General features: G+C 66.1%; 19 protein-coding genes. 14 read left to right on the forward strand and 5 right to left on the reverse strand.

Annotated elements, in window-relative coordinates; translation table 11 throughout:
- Window positions 1-26 precede the first annotated feature (26 nt).
- Together JF52_RS0103475 and JF52_RS16420 are read left to right on the forward strand one after the other, a co-directional pair.
- A complete protein-coding gene (locus JF52_RS0103475) occupies window positions 27-2,267 on the forward strand; it encodes a heavy metal translocating P-type ATPase (RefSeq protein WP_033105054.1) in 2,241 nt (746 codons plus the stop codon).
- 110 nt (window positions 2,268-2,377) lie between these two features.
- Window positions 2,378-3,673, forward strand: a complete 1,296-nt coding sequence (locus tag JF52_RS16420) for a serine/threonine-protein kinase (protein ID WP_052166731.1) — start codon at window positions 2,378-2,380, stop codon at window positions 3,671-3,673.
- Between the two features lie 49 nt (window positions 3,674-3,722).
- On the opposite strand, the gene JF52_RS0103485 is transcribed toward JF52_RS16420, so the two are convergent.
- The 5 genes from JF52_RS0103485 to JF52_RS0103505 form a co-directional block, all read right to left on the reverse strand.
- Window positions 3,723-4,433, reverse strand: a complete 711-nt coding sequence (locus JF52_RS0103485; protein WP_033105055.1) for a ThuA domain-containing protein — start codon at window positions 4,431-4,433, stop codon at window positions 3,723-3,725.
- A 41-nt stretch (window positions 4,434-4,474) separates the two neighbouring features.
- Window positions 4,475-5,572: a Gfo/Idh/MocA family protein gene (locus JF52_RS0103490; protein ID WP_033105056.1), complete on the reverse strand. Its 1,098-nt coding sequence runs from the start codon at window positions 5,570-5,572 to the stop codon at window positions 4,475-4,477.
- A 201-nt stretch (window positions 5,573-5,773) separates the two neighbouring features.
- Window positions 5,774-5,953 carry a hypothetical protein gene (locus tag JF52_RS0103495; RefSeq protein ID WP_033105057.1) on the reverse strand — a complete coding sequence of 60 codons (180 nt, stop codon included), beginning with the start codon at window positions 5,951-5,953 and terminating at the stop codon, window positions 5,774-5,776.
- Between the two features lie 193 nt (window positions 5,954-6,146).
- A complete protein-coding gene (locus JF52_RS0103500; protein ID WP_033105058.1) occupies window positions 6,147-7,277 on the reverse strand; it encodes a Gfo/Idh/MocA family protein in 1,131 nt (376 codons plus the stop codon).
- Window positions 7,274-8,098 carry a sugar phosphate isomerase/epimerase family protein gene (locus JF52_RS0103505; RefSeq protein ID WP_033105059.1) on the reverse strand — a complete coding sequence of 275 codons (825 nt, stop codon included), beginning with the start codon at window positions 8,096-8,098 and terminating at the stop codon, window positions 7,274-7,276. The genes JF52_RS0103500 and JF52_RS0103505 overlap by 4 nt, the downstream gene beginning before the upstream one ends.
- A gap of 116 nt (window positions 8,099-8,214) precedes the next feature.
- Here JF52_RS0103505 and JF52_RS0103510 point away from each other — a divergent pair, with 116 nt between their 5' ends.
- The 12 genes from JF52_RS0103510 to lnt all read left to right on the forward strand — a co-directional run bounded on the left by JF52_RS0103510 (window position 8,215) and on the right by lnt (window position 18,901).
- The gene (locus JF52_RS0103510) at window positions 8,215-8,844 is read left to right on the forward strand and encodes a TetR/AcrR family transcriptional regulator (protein WP_033105060.1); all 630 of its coding nucleotides are present in this window, start codon (window positions 8,215-8,217) and stop codon (window positions 8,842-8,844) included.
- A 505-nt stretch (window positions 8,845-9,349) separates the two neighbouring features.
- On the forward strand, window positions 9,350-9,856 hold the full coding sequence (locus JF52_RS0103515) for a DUF3515 family protein (protein WP_033106261.1): 507 nt from the start codon (window positions 9,350-9,352) through the stop codon (window positions 9,854-9,856).
- On the forward strand, window positions 9,853-11,697 hold the full coding sequence (locus JF52_RS0103520; RefSeq protein ID WP_052166732.1) for a cytochrome c oxidase assembly protein: 1,845 nt from the start codon (window positions 9,853-9,855) through the stop codon (window positions 11,695-11,697). Before JF52_RS0103515 ends, JF52_RS0103520 begins: the two co-directional genes overlap by 4 nt.
- Before the next feature lie 50 nt (window positions 11,698-11,747).
- Window positions 11,748-12,419 (forward strand): copper resistance CopC family protein, encoded by a 672-nt coding sequence (locus JF52_RS0103525; protein WP_052166733.1) that lies wholly within the window; start codon window positions 11,748-11,750, stop codon window positions 12,417-12,419.
- 51 nt (window positions 12,420-12,470) lie between these two features.
- Window positions 12,471-12,920 carry a hypothetical protein gene (locus tag JF52_RS0103530; protein WP_152594813.1) on the forward strand — a complete coding sequence of 150 codons (450 nt, stop codon included), beginning with the start codon at window positions 12,471-12,473 and terminating at the stop codon, window positions 12,918-12,920.
- An 86-nt stretch (window positions 12,921-13,006) separates the two neighbouring features.
- Window positions 13,007-13,672, forward strand: a complete 666-nt coding sequence (locus JF52_RS0103535) for a DsbA family protein (RefSeq protein ID WP_033105062.1) — start codon at window positions 13,007-13,009, stop codon at window positions 13,670-13,672.
- A complete protein-coding gene (locus JF52_RS0103540) occupies window positions 13,669-14,685 on the forward strand; it encodes an NAD(P)-binding domain-containing protein (protein ID WP_084595535.1) in 1,017 nt (338 codons plus the stop codon). The genes JF52_RS0103535 and JF52_RS0103540 overlap by 4 nt, the downstream gene beginning before the upstream one ends.
- Window positions 14,686-15,240: 555 nt before the next feature.
- A complete protein-coding gene (locus tag JF52_RS17925) occupies window positions 15,241-15,369 on the forward strand; it encodes a hypothetical protein (RefSeq protein WP_268746242.1) in 129 nt (42 codons plus the stop codon).
- Window positions 15,359-15,895: a signal peptidase II gene (lspA, locus tag JF52_RS0103550; RefSeq protein WP_033105064.1), complete on the forward strand. Its 537-nt coding sequence runs from the start codon at window positions 15,359-15,361 to the stop codon at window positions 15,893-15,895. The genes JF52_RS17925 and lspA overlap by 11 nt, the downstream gene beginning before the upstream one ends.
- Window positions 15,892-16,227, forward strand: coding sequence for a DUF6804 family protein (locus tag JF52_RS0103555; RefSeq protein ID WP_033105065.1), 336 nt, complete (start codon window positions 15,892-15,894; stop codon window positions 16,225-16,227). Before lspA ends, JF52_RS0103555 begins: the two co-directional genes overlap by 4 nt.
- A 118-nt stretch (window positions 16,228-16,345) precedes the next feature.
- A complete protein-coding gene (locus JF52_RS0103560; protein WP_033105066.1) occupies window positions 16,346-17,284 on the forward strand; it encodes a cytochrome c oxidase assembly protein in 939 nt (312 codons plus the stop codon).
- A gap of 33 nt (window positions 17,285-17,317) precedes the next feature.
- Entirely contained in the window at window positions 17,318-18,901 is a 1,584-nt protein-coding gene (gene lnt, locus JF52_RS0103565; protein ID WP_152594814.1) for an apolipoprotein N-acyltransferase, read from the forward strand.
- Window positions 18,902-19,174 lie beyond the last annotated feature (273 nt).

Raw genomic sequence — 19,174 nt, forward strand, 5'->3', positions numbered from 1 at the left:
AACGTCTGTCACGAGAGGAGTCTGCGATGAGTGTGTCCGGATCGAGTGTCGAGTTGGAGATCGGCGGCATGACGTGCGCCTCGTGCGCGATGCGCATCGAGAAGAAGCTCAACAAGCTCGACGGCGTCGCCGCGACGGTCAACTACGCCACCGAGAAGGCGAAGGTGACCGTGCCTGCCGGATACGAGGCCGCACAGCTCATCGCCGAGGTCGAGAAGGCCGGATACACCGCCGCGGTGCCGGCGCCCAAGAACGCGAAGACCACCGAGGCGACGGATGCCGACCCCGAGCTCGCTTCGCTGCGCCAGCGTCTGATCATCTCGATCATCCTCACGGTGCCGGTCATCGCGATGGCGATGATCCCCGCACTGCAGTTCACGTACTGGCAGTGGGCGTCGCTGGCGCTCGCTGCACCCGTGATCGTGTGGGGCGCATGGCCGTTCCACAAGGCCGCCTGGACCAATCTGCGCCACGGCGCGGCCACGATGGACACGCTCATCTCGATGGGCACTCTGGCCGCGTTCCTGTGGTCGCTGTATGCGCTGTTCCTCGGCTCGGCGGGCATGCCGGGCATGACGCACCCGTTCGAGTTCACGCTCTCGCGTTCGGACGGCACGGCGAACATCTACCTCGAGGTCGGCGCCGGCGTGACGATGTTCATCCTCGCCGGCCGCTACTTCGAGAAGCGCTCGAAGCGCCAGGCTGGTGCGGCCATGCGGGCGCTCCTCGAGCTCGGGGCGAAGGAAGTCTCGGTGCTGCGCGACGGCGTCGAGACCCTCATCCCGGTGGACGATCTGCAGGTCGGCGACGAGTTCATCGTGCGTCCGGGCGAGAAGATCGCCACCGACGGCGTCGTCGTCTCCGGCACGTCTGCGGTCGACGCCTCCATGCTCACCGGTGAATCGGTGCCCGTCGAGGTCGGGCCGGCGGATGCGGTCACCGGGGCGACCGTCAACGCCGGAGGGCGGTTGGTGGTGCGCGCCACGCGCGTCGGCACCGACACCCAGCTCGCGCAGATGGCGCAGCTGGTCGAGGACGCGCAGACCGGCAAGGCAGAGGTGCAGCGTCTCGCCGATCGCATCTCCGGCGTCTTCGTACCGATCGTCATCGGCATCGCCGTGGTCACGCTGGCCGGATGGCTGATCGCCGGGTTCCCGGCCGCTGCGGCGTTCACCGCCGCCGTCGCCGTGCTGGTGATCGCCTGCCCGTGCGCACTCGGCCTCGCCACACCCACCGCGTTGCTGGTGGGCACGGGCCGCGGCGCGCAGATGGGCATCCTCATCAAGGGCCCTGAGGTACTCGAGTCGACCCGCAAGGTCGACACGGTCGTGCTCGACAAGACCGGCACCGTCACCACGGGGCGGATGGCGCTCGTCGACGTCATCCCCGAGCCGGAGATGGATGCTGATGAGCTGCTGCGCCTGGCCGGAGCACTGGAGGATGCGTCAGAGCATCCGATCGCCCAGGCCATCGCGAAGGCCGCGACCGCGCGTGTCGGCGCTGCACAGGTCGGCACGCTCCCGAGTGTCGAGAGTTTCGCGAACGTCGAGGGCAGGGGCGTGCAGGGCGTCGTCGACGGGCACAGCGTGATCGTGGGACGGGAATCGCTGCTCGCCGACTGGGGCCTCGCGCTCTCACCCGCCGTCGCCGAGGCGAAGGCCGCGGCCGAGAACGACGGGCAAACGGTCGTGGCCGTCGCGTGGGACGGCGCCGCCCGCGGCATCCTCATCGTCGCCGACACGGTCAAGCCGACCAGCGCCGAGGCGATCGCACAGCTGAAGAAGCTCGGCCTGCGCCCCATCCTGCTCACCGGCGACAACGAGGCTGTCGCCCGGCGGATCGCGGCCGACGTCGGTATAGACGAGGTCATCGCCGAGGTGCTCCCGAAGGACAAGGTCGACGTCGTGGCACGGCTTCAGCGCGAAGGCAAGGTCGTCGCGATGGTCGGCGACGGCGTCAACGACGCACCCGCGCTGGTGCAGGCCGACCTCGGCCTCGCGATGGGCACGGGCACAGACGTCGCGATCGAAGCATCCGACATCGCCCTCGTCCGCGGCGATCTGCGCAGCGCCGCCGACGCGATCCGCCTGTCGCGCAAGACGCTCGGCACCATCAAGTCGAACCTGTTCTGGGCCTTCGCATACAACGTCGCCGCGATCCCGGTCGCCGCGCTCGGAATGCTGAACCCGATGCTCGCGGGTGCGGCCATGGCACTGTCGAGCGTGTTCGTCGTCGGCAACAGTCTGCGGCTGCGGGCGTTCCGATGATCCGCCTCCAAGCACGTCGGGCGATGCGTGTCAAGGCGGAAGACGACGCGGCGCGGAGTTCGTAAGGTCGGCGGAAGTGCGGTACCCGAGCCGCACGACATGGAGTGGCCATGGGTGCGATCGACGAGCATACGACCGAGCTTCTGCTGGACGGACGCTACCGGCTGGGGCCCTGCCTCGGTCGGGGCGGGATGGCCGCGGTGTACCGCGCTGAGGACACGATCCTCGGGCGCACCGTGGCCATCAAGCTGCTCGGCACCGCGGACGAGGCGTCAACCGATGATCGGGTGCACGGCGAGACCACGGTTCTCGCGTCTCTGAACCACCCCTCGCTCGTCACGCTCTACGACGCGAGGCTCGACCCCGGACATGCCCGCTACCTTGCGATCGAGTACGTCGACGGGCCCACGCTCGCATCACGGCTCTCGCAGGGACCGCTCTCCGGTTCGGAGGCGGCCGCTCTCGCCCGCGATCTCTCGGAGGCTCTGCAGGTCGTGCACGACGCGGGCATCATCCATCGGGACATCAAGCCCTCGAACGTGATGCTGGCGCGCACGTCCCGGCGCGGATCCGGGTGGACCGCGAAGCTCATGGACTTCGGCATCGCGTACAACGTCTCCGATGCGCGGGTGACTTCACCGGGCGTCGTCATCGGCACGGCCGCGTATATGGCGCCCGAACAGGTCAGCGGGGCCGAGCTCACTCCTGCGGTGGACATCTACTCGCTGGGGCTCGTGCTCATCGAAGCGCTGACAGGCGAGCCCGCGTTCCCCGTGATGGGAAAGGTGCCGACGGCCCTCCGTCGGCTCTCTGAGGCTCCGGAGATACCCGCTTCGATCGGGCCGCGCTGGGGAGCGCTCCTCACGCGCATGACGCGCGTCTCCCCCGAGGAACGCCCCTCAGCACTGGAGGTGTCTCAGGCGGCCGTGGTTCTCGGCGGCGGTCCACCGCTCGAGCAGTCCGCGCGCCAGCCCCTTCCGCCGGCCCTCACCCCGATCCTGTCTGATGCTCAGCCCACCGGGCCGACCAAGGAGATCACCACCGTTCCCGGTGAGGGGTCGTCGGCGCCGCGCCCCCGCGCACGGAGACTGCGCAGGGCGGCACTGGCGACCATGGCCATCGCCGCGGCGGCGATGATCGCCATCGCGGGGTTGTCGACCTTCGCGCTTGCACCCGACTCCGCAGGGCGTGTCGCCTCACGGATGTCCGCCGACGAGGTGTTCACGCCGCCGACCCCCGAGACCGGCGAGCCCACGGAGTCGGATCAGACGGGCACCGAGCCCGAAACCGTGGATGACCCCGTGAACGATGTGGGCGAGGACGAGCAGAAGTCGAACCCCAACAAGGGCCCGGGCAACAACTCCGGAGACCGGAAGGATGACAAGGACGACAAGAAGGGCAAGTGACGTGATTCCGAGCGGCCGTGCCGCGGGATGCCCTCTTGGTCGCGCTCGCCTAGCTCGTGCGCGCCGCCCTGCTGGCCCACAGCATCCCGCGCTCGACGATCGTGCGCACGTTCGGGTCCTCGAGCACGTCGACGCTGTGACCAGGGGTCGCGACGAAGACGCGGCCTGCGCCCCACTGCCGCGTCCACACCGCGGGTGACGTCACGGGCCGATGCCACGGGTGATACGGCTGAACCGGGTGGGTCGTGGTCGCGAGAACGTCGATGAGGTCATCGTGCAGCACCCAGTACTGCTCGGTCGTCAGCGAGAAGTCCGAGATGCCCGCGGTGATCTCGTGCTCGCGTCCGAGCTCGGTCATGTCGACCGTGTACGACAGGTAGTTGTCGGTCTCGTCGCCGGGGCGCTCTGCCGGCGGACGCCCTGGGTGAGTGGCGAACTGCCCGCCGATGAGGTGCAGGTAGTCGGAGTTCGCTCGATACGAATCGGCGATACCGCCGTGCCAACCGGCCAGCCCTGTCCCCGCCTCGACGGCGGAGCGGAGCCCGGCGAACGCCTCCTTCGAGATCTCCGACATCGTCACGGACTGCACGATGAGGTCGGTCGCGGCCATCACCTCGGCATCCGCGTAGATCTCGTTGGACTCCTCGACGCGCACGTCGAATCCCGACTTCTCGAGGAAGGGGAGGAACAGTTCCGTCGTCTCGACGGGGTGGTGCCCGTCCCAGCCGCCGCGGACGACGAGTGCACGTCGATCGGTCATGAAGTCTTTCCTTTCGCTGCCGCCGTTGAGAATGCCAAGATCTACCACCGATCCGGGGACGAACCGGCCGGGACGGATTCGGGTCGCTCGGCAGTGCTCGTGAGCTCCACCACGCGACGCTCGCGTCCGGCCGACAGCACCGCCTCCATGATCTCGAGCACGTGGAAGGCGAGCGCGCCAGAGGCCCTATGCGGGCGCCCGGTCTCGATCGCCCGGGCCATGTCGGCAAGACCCGCACCGCGCCCTGTGTCGGCATAGCCGCCGGAGACGGGAGCGACCCTCCACTCGGGGGCGTCCTGGGTCCAGACCTCAGTCGCGTCGTCGAAGCCGTTCGGGTCGCCCACCGAGATCGTTCCCGCCGTTCCGTAGATCTCGATCATCGGCGCCCGCGTCTGCCAGATGTCGAAACTCATCGTGACGGTCGAACTGACGCCGCTCTCGTGGAACAGGATGGCGGAGATGTGCGTGTCGATCGACACATCGAGCGGAGTGCCCTGCAACGGACCGCTGCCGATCGACCGACGGCGATCCGACGTACCCACAGATCCGGCGACCGAGACGACCGGTCCGAACATCGTGACCAGCGTCGTCAGGTAGTACGGGCCCATGTCGAAGAGCGGCCCACCGCCGGGCTGGTAGTAGAACTGGGGCGACGGATGCCACGACTCGTGCCCCGGCGACGACCAGTGCGCGGAGGCGCCCACGGGCGCGCCGATCGTACCGGCATCGAGAAGGTTCCGCGCCGTCTGCACGCCGGTGCCGAGCACGGTGTCCGGTGCCGAACCGACACGGAGGCCGGCGGCATCCGCCGCGCGCAGCAGTTCGGCGGCCTCGGCGACGTTCAGGCCGAGCGGCTTCTCGGCGAACACGTGCTTTCCGGCGGCGATCGCGCGCAGCCCGACCTCGACGTGAGCCGCGGGGATCGTCAGGTTCAGCACCGCGTCGATGCGATCGTCCGCAAGAAGGTCGTCGACGCTGAGCGCCTCGACGTTCTGCTCGATCGCGACGGCGTCCGCGCGCTCCGCGTTGACATCCGCGACCGCCACGAGCTCGAGGTTCGACAGCTTCGGGATCTGAGCGAAGTACTGCTCGGCGATCTTGCCGACGCCGATGACGCCGATCCTCATCGGAGTGGTCATGGATGTTCCTTCAGTTCGGCGCACGACCGCCGTCCTTCATCTCGCGGCGGTCGTGCCCGCGACGACGAGCGACGTCGTGAGGTTCATGTGGAAGCCATGCAGGTCGCCGATGAACCGATTTGTTGTCGGCTCCGACAATGCATGACGTGACCAATGTACCGAACTTCGAACGGTGGGGTCCGATTCATCCGGACTCGCCGATCACGGCAGATCAGCCAGGTCCACGTCCTCGTCGTCTTCGTCAGAGTGTTTCTCAGGGTCATCCTCCGAGTCATCGGACGCCCCTGTACTCGGACCGAGGTCGGGGTCGACGTCCTGACCGGGCAGCACGCCGTCCTCGTCGGGCATGGTGCCTTCTTCATCGGGCAACGAATCGGACATGGTGTTCTCCGTTCTGGTCGGGATCGGTTACCACCAGACTCGCGCTGCCCGTCGATTTCGCCATCCCGTTGACACGCGGGCTCGCGCAGTCTCCACACACGACCAACGCCGTATGAAAGGAGAAAAGTGCCGGTCATTCTGCTGCCTGACCGGCACTCTTCTCCTTTCAACGCCCACAAGGGGCGTCGAGCGCCTAGACGAGCGTCGCCGCGAACGGATCGAAGTCGGCCGGCACCACCGGCACCTCGCCGACCGTGCTCTCGATCTCGAGGTACTCGCCGGTCGCCGCCGAATCCTGCGCCGACAGCAGCACGTCGAGCACGTGGTAGCCCAGCTCGCCGGTGGCGATGTGCGGGCGATCAGCCGCGATGGCGCGCGCCATGTCGAGCACGCCGAGGCCGCGGCCGACGACCGTGCCCTGCTCCTCGATGTCGATCCACTCCTGCACCGTCGACATGCCGTCGCGCAGCACCCCGAGCGGCTTGACGTACGCGGTGCGCCCCGAGAACGTGTTCGGGTCCGGCATCACGAGTGTGCCCTCGCTGCCGTGGATCTCGATGACGCCGTGACGCTCAAGCGCCGAGTCGAAGCTCAGCAGATGCGTGCCCTGCTGGCCGCCTTCGAACGTCGAGAGCACCTGCACAGTCGACGGCACCTCGACGGAGAAGCTCTCCCCCGCACGCGGCCCGGTGCGGATCTGCCGTTCGGTGCGCCACCGCGATCCGCGCGCAGCGACCCCGGCGATCGGGCCGAGCAGGCTCACGAGTGCAGAGAAGTAGTACGGCCCCATGTCGAGCAGCGGGCCGGCGCCGGCGGCGAACAGGAAGGCGGGCTCCGGATGCCACAGGTCGGGGCCCTGCGTCTGGAACGCGGTGTGCACGAACTGCGGAGTCCCGATGATGCCCTCGGCGATCGCGCGCTTGGCGGTCTGGAAGCCCGGTCCGAGGATCGTGTCGGGTGCCGACCCGATGCGCACGCCCGCGGCTTCCGCTTCGCGAAGCAGCGCGAGCGTGCTCTCGCGGTCCATCCCGATCGGCTTCTCGGTCCACACGTGCTTGCCCGCGGCGACGGCGCGAGCGGAGATCTCGATGTGCGTGGCGGGGATCGTGAGATTCACGACGAGGTCGACGTCGGGGTGCGACAGCACAGCATCCGCGTCACCCCACACCGGCACACCGTGCTCTTCCGCCTTCGCGCGGGCGCGCTCGGGAATCAGGTCGCCGACGGCGACGACGCGCACGTCGGGGAACGAGGTGAGGTTCTCGAGGTAGGTCTGGCTGATGACACCCGTGCCGATGATGCCGACGCCGAGGGGCGCGCTCACGCGACGAACCCGCCGTCACGCAGGAAGGCGAAGCCGGCCGCGATGTCATCGAACACGTCGCCGGGCGCGTGGTCGTACTCGATCACGGCGTAGTGGATGCTGTCGTTCGCGCGCAGCGCCTCGGCGAGGGGAACATCGCCTGTTCCCGGATGCCGCTGGTCGAGGCTGTCCGACGAGAACGTGGAGCCCTCCGGGCCCCACGGGTTCACCCCGGGAATGACGCCGTCCTTGACGTGGACGGCCGTGAGGCGGTTCCCGAGGCGTGCGGTCAGGGCCGTGACGTCCTGCCCGCCGGTCTGCGCCCAGAAGAGATCGAGCTCGATCTGCACTCGGTCGTCGGTGAGTTCGATGAAGCGCTCGTACGCGCTCTGGTCGCCGAACGATGCGACGAACTCCTGAGCGTGGTTGTGATATCCGACCGACAGGCCGAAGCTCGCGGCGACGTCGGCCGCACGATTGAGGCGCTCGGCGATGTCGGCGACGCCGTCTTCCGTGACCCACCGCTCCGGTGCGACGAAGGGGTCGAAGACGGTCGTCATACCGATGGCGGCGGCCGCCTCGAACACGACCCCGGGCTCGGGCGTGGGGATGGCTCCGTCCGGAGTCCAGAGCTCATCCGAGAGCAGCGGCGCGTGGCCCGTGGATGCGACGATGCCCGTCGCGTCGAACGCGGCCCGGATCTCGGCGGGACGGTCGACGAAGTCGAACGCCTCCACCGTCGTGAACCCGATCGCAGCGAGGCGTTCGAGTGAGCCGTGCATGTCGGCCGAGAACTCGCTCGCAAGCGAATACAGCTGCACTGAGGCGAGGGGCAGAGCCATGATTCTTCCTTCGTACGTCGTTGTGGAGGGCCGCTCGAGGCGCGGATGCGACGAGATTATCACGAAACCTCCACATGGAGGTTAATTGTCGGCGACCGTCGGATAGGTTGTCTCGTATGGACTCAGAGCCGGTTATCGGACGCCGCGGAGCGCATGCCAAGGGCGTCGCCAGGCGGCAGGAGATCCTGGATCGCGCGATCGAGGTGTTCCGCGAACGCGGCGCCGACGGCACATCCCTGCGCCGCATCGCCGAGGCGATCGGAGTCTCGCACGCCGCGCTGCTGCACTACTTCGACTCGCGGGAGCAGCTGCTGGTCGCGGTCTACGCGCACGCCGAGGCGATGCGGTCGGCGCGCAGCGCTGCCCCGCCCACGCCGCCCGGCGTCGAGATGATGGTCAACGCCGCCATCGCGAACGTCGAGGTTCCGGGGCTCGTGCAGCTGTACTCGACGCTCGTCGCGGCAGCGCTGGAAAGTGGCAGCGAGGTCAGCCGCGACTACTTCTCGGCCCGGTTCGCGCGTCTGCGCACCTCTCTGACGACGAGTTTCCGCGCGCAGCAGGAAGACGGCCGCATCCGTGATGACGTTCCGGCAGAGCATCTCGCGGCGCTCGTCGTCGCAGCATCCGATGGTCTTCAGATCCAGTGGCTGCTGGAACCGTCCGTGGAGCTGGAAGGTGCACTCCGCTCTATCGCGACGCTGTTGCAGCCCGCATCGGGCGCTGAACGTCAGGGCGCCACCGGATGATGGCCGCGCACCGCGATGCGATTCCAGCCGCCATCACGATCGCCGGCCGGCGACGCGCCGTCGGTTCATCTGATCGTCGTTCGGGACATGCGCTGTCAAGTCCACGCCGGCCATAGACGGATCAGGCGAGCGGCGCCCGGAACACCGGCCGATCGCAAGCTATAAGGTTGTGGGAGATGGTTCCCACAGTTCGATTCAGGCATCTCGCGAGTGGCCGCGAGAGCCGACTGATAGTGATGTCCGCTATCAGTGTTGCTCCGGCCAGAAGATTCTTGCCGAGTCAGCGAGCTTCAAGCATCACGAAGCATCCGGGATGGTTCGACATCGGCTTGTCCTCGACAAAGTTACGGATCTCTCGGGCCTGATCGTGTGAGCCGTTCACCTTCGCCCCTCGTCGAGCATTGCCCGAGGGCCCTTTACTGCGACGCGGAAGACTTGGAGCACTACGAATGACGAATCCCGACTCGGTCACGAGGAACGGTTCCGCATGATCACCCTCACCCGGATGTCGAGGGGCTTTTTCGCGCTGGCCTGCGTCGTCGGAGCGTCTGCAGCCTTGGCCGGATGCGCGCCCACCGTAGCCTTGAACCCTGCCGAGAATGCCAACGCCCCCGAGTGTGCAGAGGTCACCGTTCGGTTGCCTGATGCCATCGAGGAGCTGTCCCTGCGCACTACAGACGCACAGGCCACTGCGGCTTGGGGCGACCCGACGGCGGTCGTCTTCACCTGCGGTCTCACGCCACCTGGTCCGACCACCCTGCAGTGCGTCACCATCAACGCTGTCGATTGGATCGTCGACGACACGGATCTGCCCAACCTGCGCCTGACGACGTACGGACGTACGCCTGCTGCACAGGCGTACGTCGACACCAGTCGTCTGTCAGCGGATGCCGCACTGGGCGCCCTCGCGTCCGCCGTGCAGAAGCTGCCGAAGACGGGGGCGTGCACAGCACCGGACACGGACACGGACACGGACACCTCGACACCGGGTGGAACCGAGGACACGCCGTGAAACCAGCGGAACTGCGACTGGCAGGACCGGCGATCCTCATCGTCGCCGGAGTTCTCACCCTTCTGGCGGGTCTGATGATCGGCGGCGGCGCAGTGCCTCGCCTCATCAGCGACCCGGGGGCGATCGTCCGCTGGGGACTGCCGACCGCCAAGCTCCTCGTCAATCTGTCCGGCGCAGTGATGGCCGGCTCAGCGATCCTCGCGCTCTTTGCACTGCGTGCGGAGAAGAAAGAGTTCGACGCTGCGCTGGCTATGACCTCGATCGGCGCCGCGATCCTCACAGTCAGCAGCGGGACGACGGGCTTCCTCACGTTCTTGTCCTCCTTCAATCCGCAGGTGTCGCTGGGATCGGAGTTCGGTCAGCAGCTGGGCCGATTCCTGCTCGAGACCGAGCTCGGTCAGACCTGGCTGATCACCACCATCGCGGCCGCGACCATCACTCTTGTGGCGTACGCCTTCCGAGGGTGGGCCGCCGCGCTGATCATCGGACTGCTTTCGCTCGCGGCTCTTGTTCCGATGGCGACACAAGGGCATTCGGGTACCCTCGCCAATCACGACGCCGCGGTCATGGCACTCGTCCTCCACATCACAGGCGCGGCCGTGTGGCTCGGAGGCCTTCTCGCCGTGGTCTTCTTGAGGCCCCTCCTGGAGGAGACCAGGCTTCGGATCATCGTCGAACGGTACTCGACGCTCGCTCTCATCGCGTTCATCGTCGTCACCGTATCGGGCGTCGCCCGCACGCTGGCATCGATCACCGGCATCGGCGACCTGATCAGCGCCTACGGTGCCGTTCTCGCGATAAAGATCGTTGCTCTTGTCATCCTCGGGGCGATCGGAGTCGCCCATCGGCGGTGGTTCATCCGGCGCGAGCGCGGCGAAGGCAGTGCGTTCTGGTCGTTCGTGGCGCTGGAGTTGGCGGTGATGGGCTTGGCCAGCGGAGGGGCCGCCGCTCTGGCGCGCACGCCTTCGCCTGCCGACGCCATCGCTCCCGCGCTCACCACGCCGGCCGAGATCCGCACGGAGGCGCCGTTGCCTGCCGAACTCACGCTGGACCGGTGGTTCACCAGCTGGGATGTCGATCTCCTCTGGGCGATCGTCGCCGTCTTCGGCATCTTTTTCTACATCGCGGGAGTGCGGCGGCTTCGTCGACGAGGTGAAGACTGGACGCCCGCACGCATCATCGCATGGACGGCCGGCATGCTGCTGCTCGTCTGGGTGACGTCCGGGCCCGTTGCGGTGTATTCGGACTACCTGCACAGCATGGACGCGCTCGGCCGAGTACTCCTCGCCACCGCGGTGCCGCTGCTTCTGGTACTCGGCGCACCCTATCGACTCGCGCTGTCCGCCATCACGATCCGTACCGACGGCAGCCGCGGCATCCGCGAATGGCTTCAGGCCGGCGCTCGCTCACGAACGGCGAGCCTTTTCGCGCATCCGCTCGGTGCCGCATGTCTGTTCGCCGGGTCGCTCTGGGTGACATCGGCGACCGGTGTACTGCGCTGGACCCTCGAAGATCCGTTGGCACACCAGCTGAGGATCGTCCTGCTCCTGAGCGCCGGCAGTTTCGTCATGATTTCTGTCATACGACCAAGACGCGTCCGCTCGGGCACCTTCCGGACGATTACCGCACTTCTGGTGATGCTCGCACCTGTCCTCGTGGCCGCCTGGGTTGCGTTCGAGGGCGGCCTCATCGCGGCCGACTGGTTCGGAGCCATGGGGCGCACCTGGGGTCTCGATCCGCTGGCCGATCAGCGGATGGCTGGCATCATTCTGGCATTCGGCGTCGTCTGCGTCGGCATCGCGGTCGCAGTCGCACACCGGTTCCGAATGAGGCAGCCGTGACCTATATGGGAAAGGACCCAACTATGACATCTGCGGGAAAGGACCCAGCTATGACATCGAAACTCGTCCGCTCACTACGCATCACGGTTACCGCCCTGGCGACGGCCGTAGCCGCCATTCTCCTGGTCGCCGCGCCGGCCTCCGCGCACGACAACCTCCTCGAATCCGATCCTTCAGCCGGAGCGACGGTCACCAGCCTCGACGCGGTGTCCATGACATTCAGTGGTGAGCTGATCGACTTTGAGCAGACGAGCTTCGCCCAGGTCCAGGGGCCAGACGGCCCCTACTACGAGACCTCGTGCTCCACGATCGAGTTCAACGTGCTCACGACGCCCGTCGCACTCGGGGATGCCGGAACCTATACGGTCGTATGGAACGCGGTGTCCAGTGACGGACACCCGATCTCGGAGAGTTTCACCTTCGAGTACGCCCCGGACGCGAGTACTCAGGCCGCGCTCGGATGGGATCTGCCTGCGTGCGGCAGCGGCGAGGCTCGAGTGCAGCCAGAAGCGGTGCCCACGGCCACTGCGACACCTCCGGGGAGCGAAGCGATCAGCCCTGCTCCCGCCGAAACCAGCGGTGCGGAATCGAGCGGTGCGCAATCGAGCACCGGCGGTGATCTCGTCGTCGTTCTCAGCATCGCGGCGGGAGTCATCGTGATCGCCGCGTCGGTCATCGGCATCGTGTGGCTCGGTCGCGCTCGAAAGCGTCGATCGGAATAGTCGCATTCACTCTGCTTGATCATGGACGGGATGCGAAGAGGTAGGATTCACGTGATGCTTCGTCTCCCGATCCGCCGATTCGGGGATGTGAAAGATCAGCTATTGATAATGCGCCTCATTACCATCGTTGCGCTGTCGCTGCTTCTATTCGTCGGCATAGCCGCCACCAGCCACAGCGAGGCTGAAGGCATCACGCCCGCGCAGTCGGCTTCCTCTGGCGTCGTTGATTTCGCAGACAGCGACGATGTCGCCGATCTCGGGTCTGCACAGGTGTCCGCGACGGCTGATGGATCGAATGCGCTCCTGGGAGCAGCGCTCTGCGTTCTCGGCATCCTGTGCGGATTCACTGCAATCGTCTTGTCGTTGCAGCTCTTGCGGACTCCGCGCATGTCTCATGTCGGTTTCACGAAAGGCAGTGCGCTTCATCCGCTGACTGCCCCGGGGACGCGCACGCGAACGACGGGCCCGTCATTGATTCGACTGAGCGTCTCGCGTACCTGACACCGACGCGCCATCAGTGTTGATGGCGCCTTCCGATGAGCCTGAGCTCGTGCTGTCGACTGTCCCCTCTTGATCTGGAGTACCCGATGAAGCCTGCTGTAAAGACCACTATCATCACGATCGCCATCGCTGTGGTGCTGATAGTCGGCGCATTGATCTTTGTTCTCGTCAATCAGAATCCGAAGGAGCCGCCCGCCTCCGCTGACGGCTCCTCATCCACTCCCGTGGTGCGGGAGAGCTCGCATGTTCTCGATGATGCAGGCGAAGGCGCCGTCACTGTGGTCGAGTTCCTTGATTTCGAGTGCGAAGCCTGCGGCGCCTTCTACCCAGTCGTGGAGGACCTACGCAAGAAGTATGACGGCGAGATCACATACGTCATCCGCTACTTTCCCGTCCCCGGCCACCTGAACTCGAGGAACGCAGCGCTCGCCGCCGAAGCAGCCGCGCAGCAGGGACGACTCGAAGACATGTACCGCGAACTGTTCGAGACACAGGCGGAATGGGGCGAAGCACAGGAGTCGCGAGCCGATGTCTTCCGCGGGTTCGCTGAACAACTGGGCCTCGACATGACGGCATACGATAAAGCCGTTGCTGATCCCGCCACGACCGCACGCATCGATGTGGACTTCAACGACGGGCAGGCCCTCGGCGTGAACAGCACTCCTACCTTCTTCGTCGATGGGGAGATGCTTCAGCTGGAGAGGTACGACGATCTGGAGAACGCGATCAACGCCGCGATGGAGGACCGGTGACGGTTCCAGGATTGTCACACCGCCGCGTGATCATCGTCGGCGCAGGGCAGGCCGGACTGGCAGTCGCGGACGCACTCAGGAACGGCGGCTTGGTCCCGCAGAGCGACTTCACCGTCATCGACGCGAACATGAACGGCCAACGATCCTGGGCTTCACGTTGGCATTCCATGGCGCTTCTCAGTGATGCTCACCACAGTTCGATCGCCCGCCGACCACTTCCAGGCGATCAGTCCCGACGCCCGCGTGCGGATGAGATGCAGGACTACCTCGCGTCGGTCGAGGCGTCCCTCGGTATCGCCGTCATGTGGGGGATGCGCGCCACAGGTGTGGGCCCGTACGGCAGGGGTTCGTCACTCCTGCTGTCCACGAACGAAGGGCCGGTGCAGACCCGCAATGTAGTGTGCGCGACGGGTTCGTCGTCCCGGCCCTGGGTACCGTCCTGGGCGGCAGACCTCATCGTGCCGGGCGTGGCGATCCACAGCGCCGATTACCAGTTCCCTCGACAGATCCCTGCCGGCGACGTACTGATAATCGGCGGCGGAGACAGCGGAGCGCAGATCGCGAGGGAGCTCGCACCCTCGCACACAGTGACGCTATCGGTCCGACACCGCGGACGCGACCCGAAACCCGGAAAGGGTGCCGGCCGCTGGCCATGGTCTGCACACCCGCGTTCGAGACTCCCGAACGAGGATCAAGAGGCACAGCTGCAACAACACGGAGTGTCGATAGTTCCGCCCGCACGAGGTGCCGACGGCGGACAGATCAACTTCGAGGATGGCGCGCGGGTGAAACCTCGGTCTGTGATCTTCGCCACCGGATACCTGCCGGCCGACGATTGGCTCCCGCAGGTCGTCCGGGACCCGGTGTCCCGTCGCCGGCGACACGGCACGACCTCGATACCGGGTTTGTTCGTGGCGGGGTTCCCGAAATACAGTACACCTGGCGCAGACAGCTTCATCGGCGTGCGGCGAGACGCCGCCTCGATCGCGCGACGCATCCTGAACCGCCCCTGAGGAAAGAGGAGAAGCTCATGGGAACGCAGCACGATCATGCCTCGGTCGGGATACCTCGAAGACGCCTGCTCATTGCTTTCACTATCACCTCAGTGGTTCCGCCTTCCAGATCGAACCCAGATCTCACCCCGAAGAACATGTGACCCACGCATGACGATCTCGAAGCACGCCCGTCACCTGCAGCCTCATTCAAAGGAGAGCCGACATGAAGTGCTCCATCGGCGACATCGACCTGCTGGTCACCGACCGACTGGTCACGGACCGACTGGTCCCCGACCGACCCGGCGTGGGGATCGACCTTTGATTCCGGCCGCCCCGTCCCGGCGGAAGTCCACGCTTCTCGCGGTCATCGTGGTCGCCGCATTCTGTGCCATCGCTCCATTCGTCGGGGCCGAGTCGGCGACTGCGTCTTCCGACTCGTACGCGAGCTCCACGCCGGATCCCACGGATACCCCGTCATCGTCGCCCACCCCTGGCGAGAGCACCGACGAGCCTCACCAGGAACGACTCGATGAGCAAGGTGCCGACCGCGGTGATCTCGGTCTCTTTGGTGTCATGCTCATTGGCGGACTCGGATTCGTGCTCGCCGCCGGAGCAGTAGGCGTCTCCATGGTCGCCCGCGAACGGCGACGCAGAGATCGCGCGGAGACCGCGTCGAAGAAGGAGACCCCTGATGCTGGATGACAAGACGCCGAGATATGCCTTCGCCTTCATCGCGGCGGGGCTGGTCGTGCTCGTCGACCAGGCGAGCAAGGCCGCCGCGCTTGCCGGTCTCAGTGAGACGGAGCGCATCCCGCTACTGGGCGACTTCCTCGGCCTGCAGCTGGCGTTCAACCCCGGTGCGATCCTGTCCTTCGGTTCGGAGGCGACGTGGGCGTTGACCCTCGTCGGTGTGGGAGCGATCGCCGTGCTGTTCGTCGCAGCAAAGCGCTCCCGCACCATCTGGTGGGCGACCGGAATCGGATTCATTCTCGGCGGCGCACTGGGAAACGTACTGGATCGGTTGTTTTCGCCTCCCGGATTCGGGCGTGGACATGTGACGGATTTCCTCGCATACGGAAACTGGTTCATCGGCAATCTTGCCGACGTGGCTCTCGCGATCGGGGCCGTCATCCTGGCTCTCGATCTCTGGATCCGCAGCCGTGCGGCTTCGCAGGAGGCGGTCGCCGCGTCGGTACCCGCTGATGATGTTCAGGAGGGTCGATCGTGACTGAGAAGAAGCGCACTCCTTCGGCCTATCAGCGCAATGCGCTCGCGCCCGGCTTGCTTGCCGCAGCAGTATTGTTCGTTGCGCCCGCGCTGCTGACGGGAAGCTGGTCGTCCGTTGTTCTGTTCGTCGCCTCGATCCTCGCTGTGATCGTCGGGTGGTTCGCGTGGCAAGCGCGACAGTGGTGGTGGCTTCCGGTGTTCGCCGCCGTCGCCATCATCTGGAACCCGGTGTTCCCGTTGCCTTTCGAGGGCCCGGTCTGGATCGGTGCGCAGCCTGCCGCAGCGGTGTTGTTCCTTGTTGCCGGCGGATTGATCAAGGTCAAACGCGTATGACGAGCCTTCGCCGCCCCATCGGTGCCATCAGCCGCAATTGTGGGGGGCGCACTGCCCTGCGCACCGCGGGGGCTGGCGGCCCCAGGCATGTCATCGGTCACCACGAGCAATCGGGTCGATGAACACCTGGATCCCTGACACTCCTCCGACACTCGCGGCCTTCTTCAGCTTGCTGCCGGGGCCGTTCCCCCTGCTGCCGCTCATTGCGACGGTACTGGCAGTCGGATATCTGGTGGGAGCAATCCGATTGTGGAGACAGGGTCGTCGCTGGCCGGTGTGGCGCACTGTCAGCTTCCTCGTGGGATGCGGTGCCCTCGCAGCGACGACAGGCCTGGGCGTGGAGGCCTACGGGTATGCGCTGATGTCGGTGTTCATGTTCCAGCAGCTCACCTTGATGATGGCCATCCCGCCGCTTCTCGTGCTCGGCTCCCCCGGAACGCTGCTCCTGCGTGCCACCGCGCACCATGGACCGGGGAAGGCCGTCCTCCGCGCCGCTCATTGGGGTCTTCGCTCTGCGGCCGCCCGATGGGTGCTCAGCCCCTGGCTGGCGTTGCCGATCTATCTTGCGTCGTTCTACGGTCTGTATCTGGCAGGATTCGCCGACCGCATCCTCGCCGTCCCCGGTGGGCACATGGCTATGGAGGTCCTGTTCCTCCTTGCCGGGATCGTCTTCACCATCCCGATACTCAGCTCCGACCCGCTCCCGATGCGAATCAGCCATGGTGGACGCGCCCTCGACGTGTTCGCCGAAGCCGCACTTCACGCCTTCTTCGGAGTGTTCCTGATGATGGCCACCACCATGCTCGTCACGCAGTTCGTCGCCCCGACCGAAGCGCTCGGCATCGACCCGCTCGAAGATCAACGGGTGGCCGGCGGTCTGGCATGGTCGTACGGGGAAGCGCCCACATTGTTTATGCTCGTTTATGTGATGCATCGTTGGTTTCGCGACGACACGGCCCGCGCCGCGGCTGACGACCGATTCACCGACGCCCACGGCACGAGCGAGCTGGACGCGTATAACGCTTACCTTTCGAAGCTGCGTGAGAAGGACATCTGAGATATGGCCACGAAACCACCCCGAACTCCGGCGATGACGACGAGCACCGCGGAGCGTCGCACCGTCATACCCCGCAGCACACCGATGCTTCCGATGCGTGCAGCGCTGCCCGTTGCCATCATCGCCGGCGTAGCACTCGATCTCGCCACTCCCGACGTCGGCTGGTGGCCGCTCGCCTTCATCAGCGTCATCCTCGCTCTGGCGACGCTGGTGGGTCGAAGCATCGGCGGCGCATTGATGGTGGGACTCGTTTTCGGTATCAGTTTCTACGTCCTCCACCTCGCTTGGGTCGGCCAGTTCCTCGGCCCGATACCCCGAATTGCCTTGTCTGGCCTGCAGGCGCTGTTCCTGGGTCTCGGTGCGATTCCGATTGCGCTCGCATACCGGTGGACGAGTCAGTTCCGTCGCCGAGGTATCGGGCAGTTGATCGTGGTGCCGCTCATGATCGCGGGGCTGTGGACGGCCCGCGAAGTGGCGATGGGTTCGTGGCCGTACGGCGGATTCCCCTGGGTGCGTCTGGGGATGACGCAGGTGAACGGGCCCTTCCCTGAGGTCGCTTCCTGGATCGGAGTCACCGGGCTGTCGTTCCTCGTCGCGTTCGCTTCCGCCGCGCTCCTGCAATGGCTCCGCGCCGGTGTCCGATTCCTCCCGGGAGCGCTTCCCGCCGGCATCGTGATCGTCGTGCTTGCCTTGACACCTCAGTTTCCGACCGCGAGCGCCGGGACCTTCACCGTTGGGTGGGTGCAGGGCAACGGCCCTTCCGGGTACTTCGATGACAAAGAACCCGGAGACATTCTCGACGCTCACTCCACCGCCTCAGAGTCGATCATCGGACAGCCGATGGACTTGCTCGTGTGGCCCGAGGGCGCCGTCGACTCCGACCCGTTCCGTGAACGGGGCACCGCGGCGGAGCTGGATCGTATCGTCGCGTCGGCTGGAGCTCCGCTTCTGGCCAACGCAGCCACCACGCGAGGGGAGAACACGTTCAACACAACGATGCTGTGGACAGCCGACCCAGCCGAGCGGCAGATACACGACAAGGTCCACCCGGTGCCGTTCGGGGAGTATGTGCCGGATCGCTGGTTCTACGAGAAGCTCGCGCCAGACCTGGTCGGGCTCATCCGACGCGAATACACCCCCGGCACGATCGCCCCTGTCGTGAGTGTGGGATCGGTGCGTGTCGGGCTCGCCATCTGTTTCGACGTCATCTTCGACGATGTGATCCGGGACGGCGCACAGGCGGGAGCGCAGCTGTTCGTGTTCCAGACCAACAACGCAGATTTCCGCGACACCGATGAGAACCTGCAGCAACTCGCATTCGCTCGCATGCGTGCGATTGAGACCGGACGGGCCGTGGTCAACGTCTCCACGGTGGGCACCAGCCAGGTCATCAGTCCAGCCGGCGTACCGATCGAAACGATCGACGTCGATCAAGCCGATGCCAAGGTCACCACCGTTCCGCTGCGTACCGGGCTGACCCCTGGAATCGTCCTCGGGCCGTGGCTGTCCTGGCTCATCACCGTGGCGCCGTTCGTGCTCCTCGTCATCACCGCAATAGCATCCCGCCGTGGTTCCTCCCCCACCCTTCGCCTTCGTCGACGGCCGACAACGCCTTGACCGCATCCATCCGTCGCCGGCGAGTATCGGATGCTCACCGGAACCTTCCGATATGCGACAGCTCAGATTGTCCGAATCCGAGCCGAACGTCGCGGGTATGCTGGTACTGATGGCTTCGCTGGTTCGCTCACACCTTCTCGGGAGGTCGTCTGAGCGCGTGCTGATAACGAGTCTCGTTATCGTCTTGTTCTCGACGTTGCTCTTCGCGATCGGCGTAGCCGGCGCCACCTATGAGAACGCAGACGGTGCCTCTGTCTCGCGTTCGAGCGTCCA

Source organism: Microbacterium profundi (genome assembly GCF_000763375.1).
GTDB lineage: Bacteria > Actinomycetota > Actinomycetes > Actinomycetales > Microbacteriaceae > Microbacterium > Microbacterium profundi.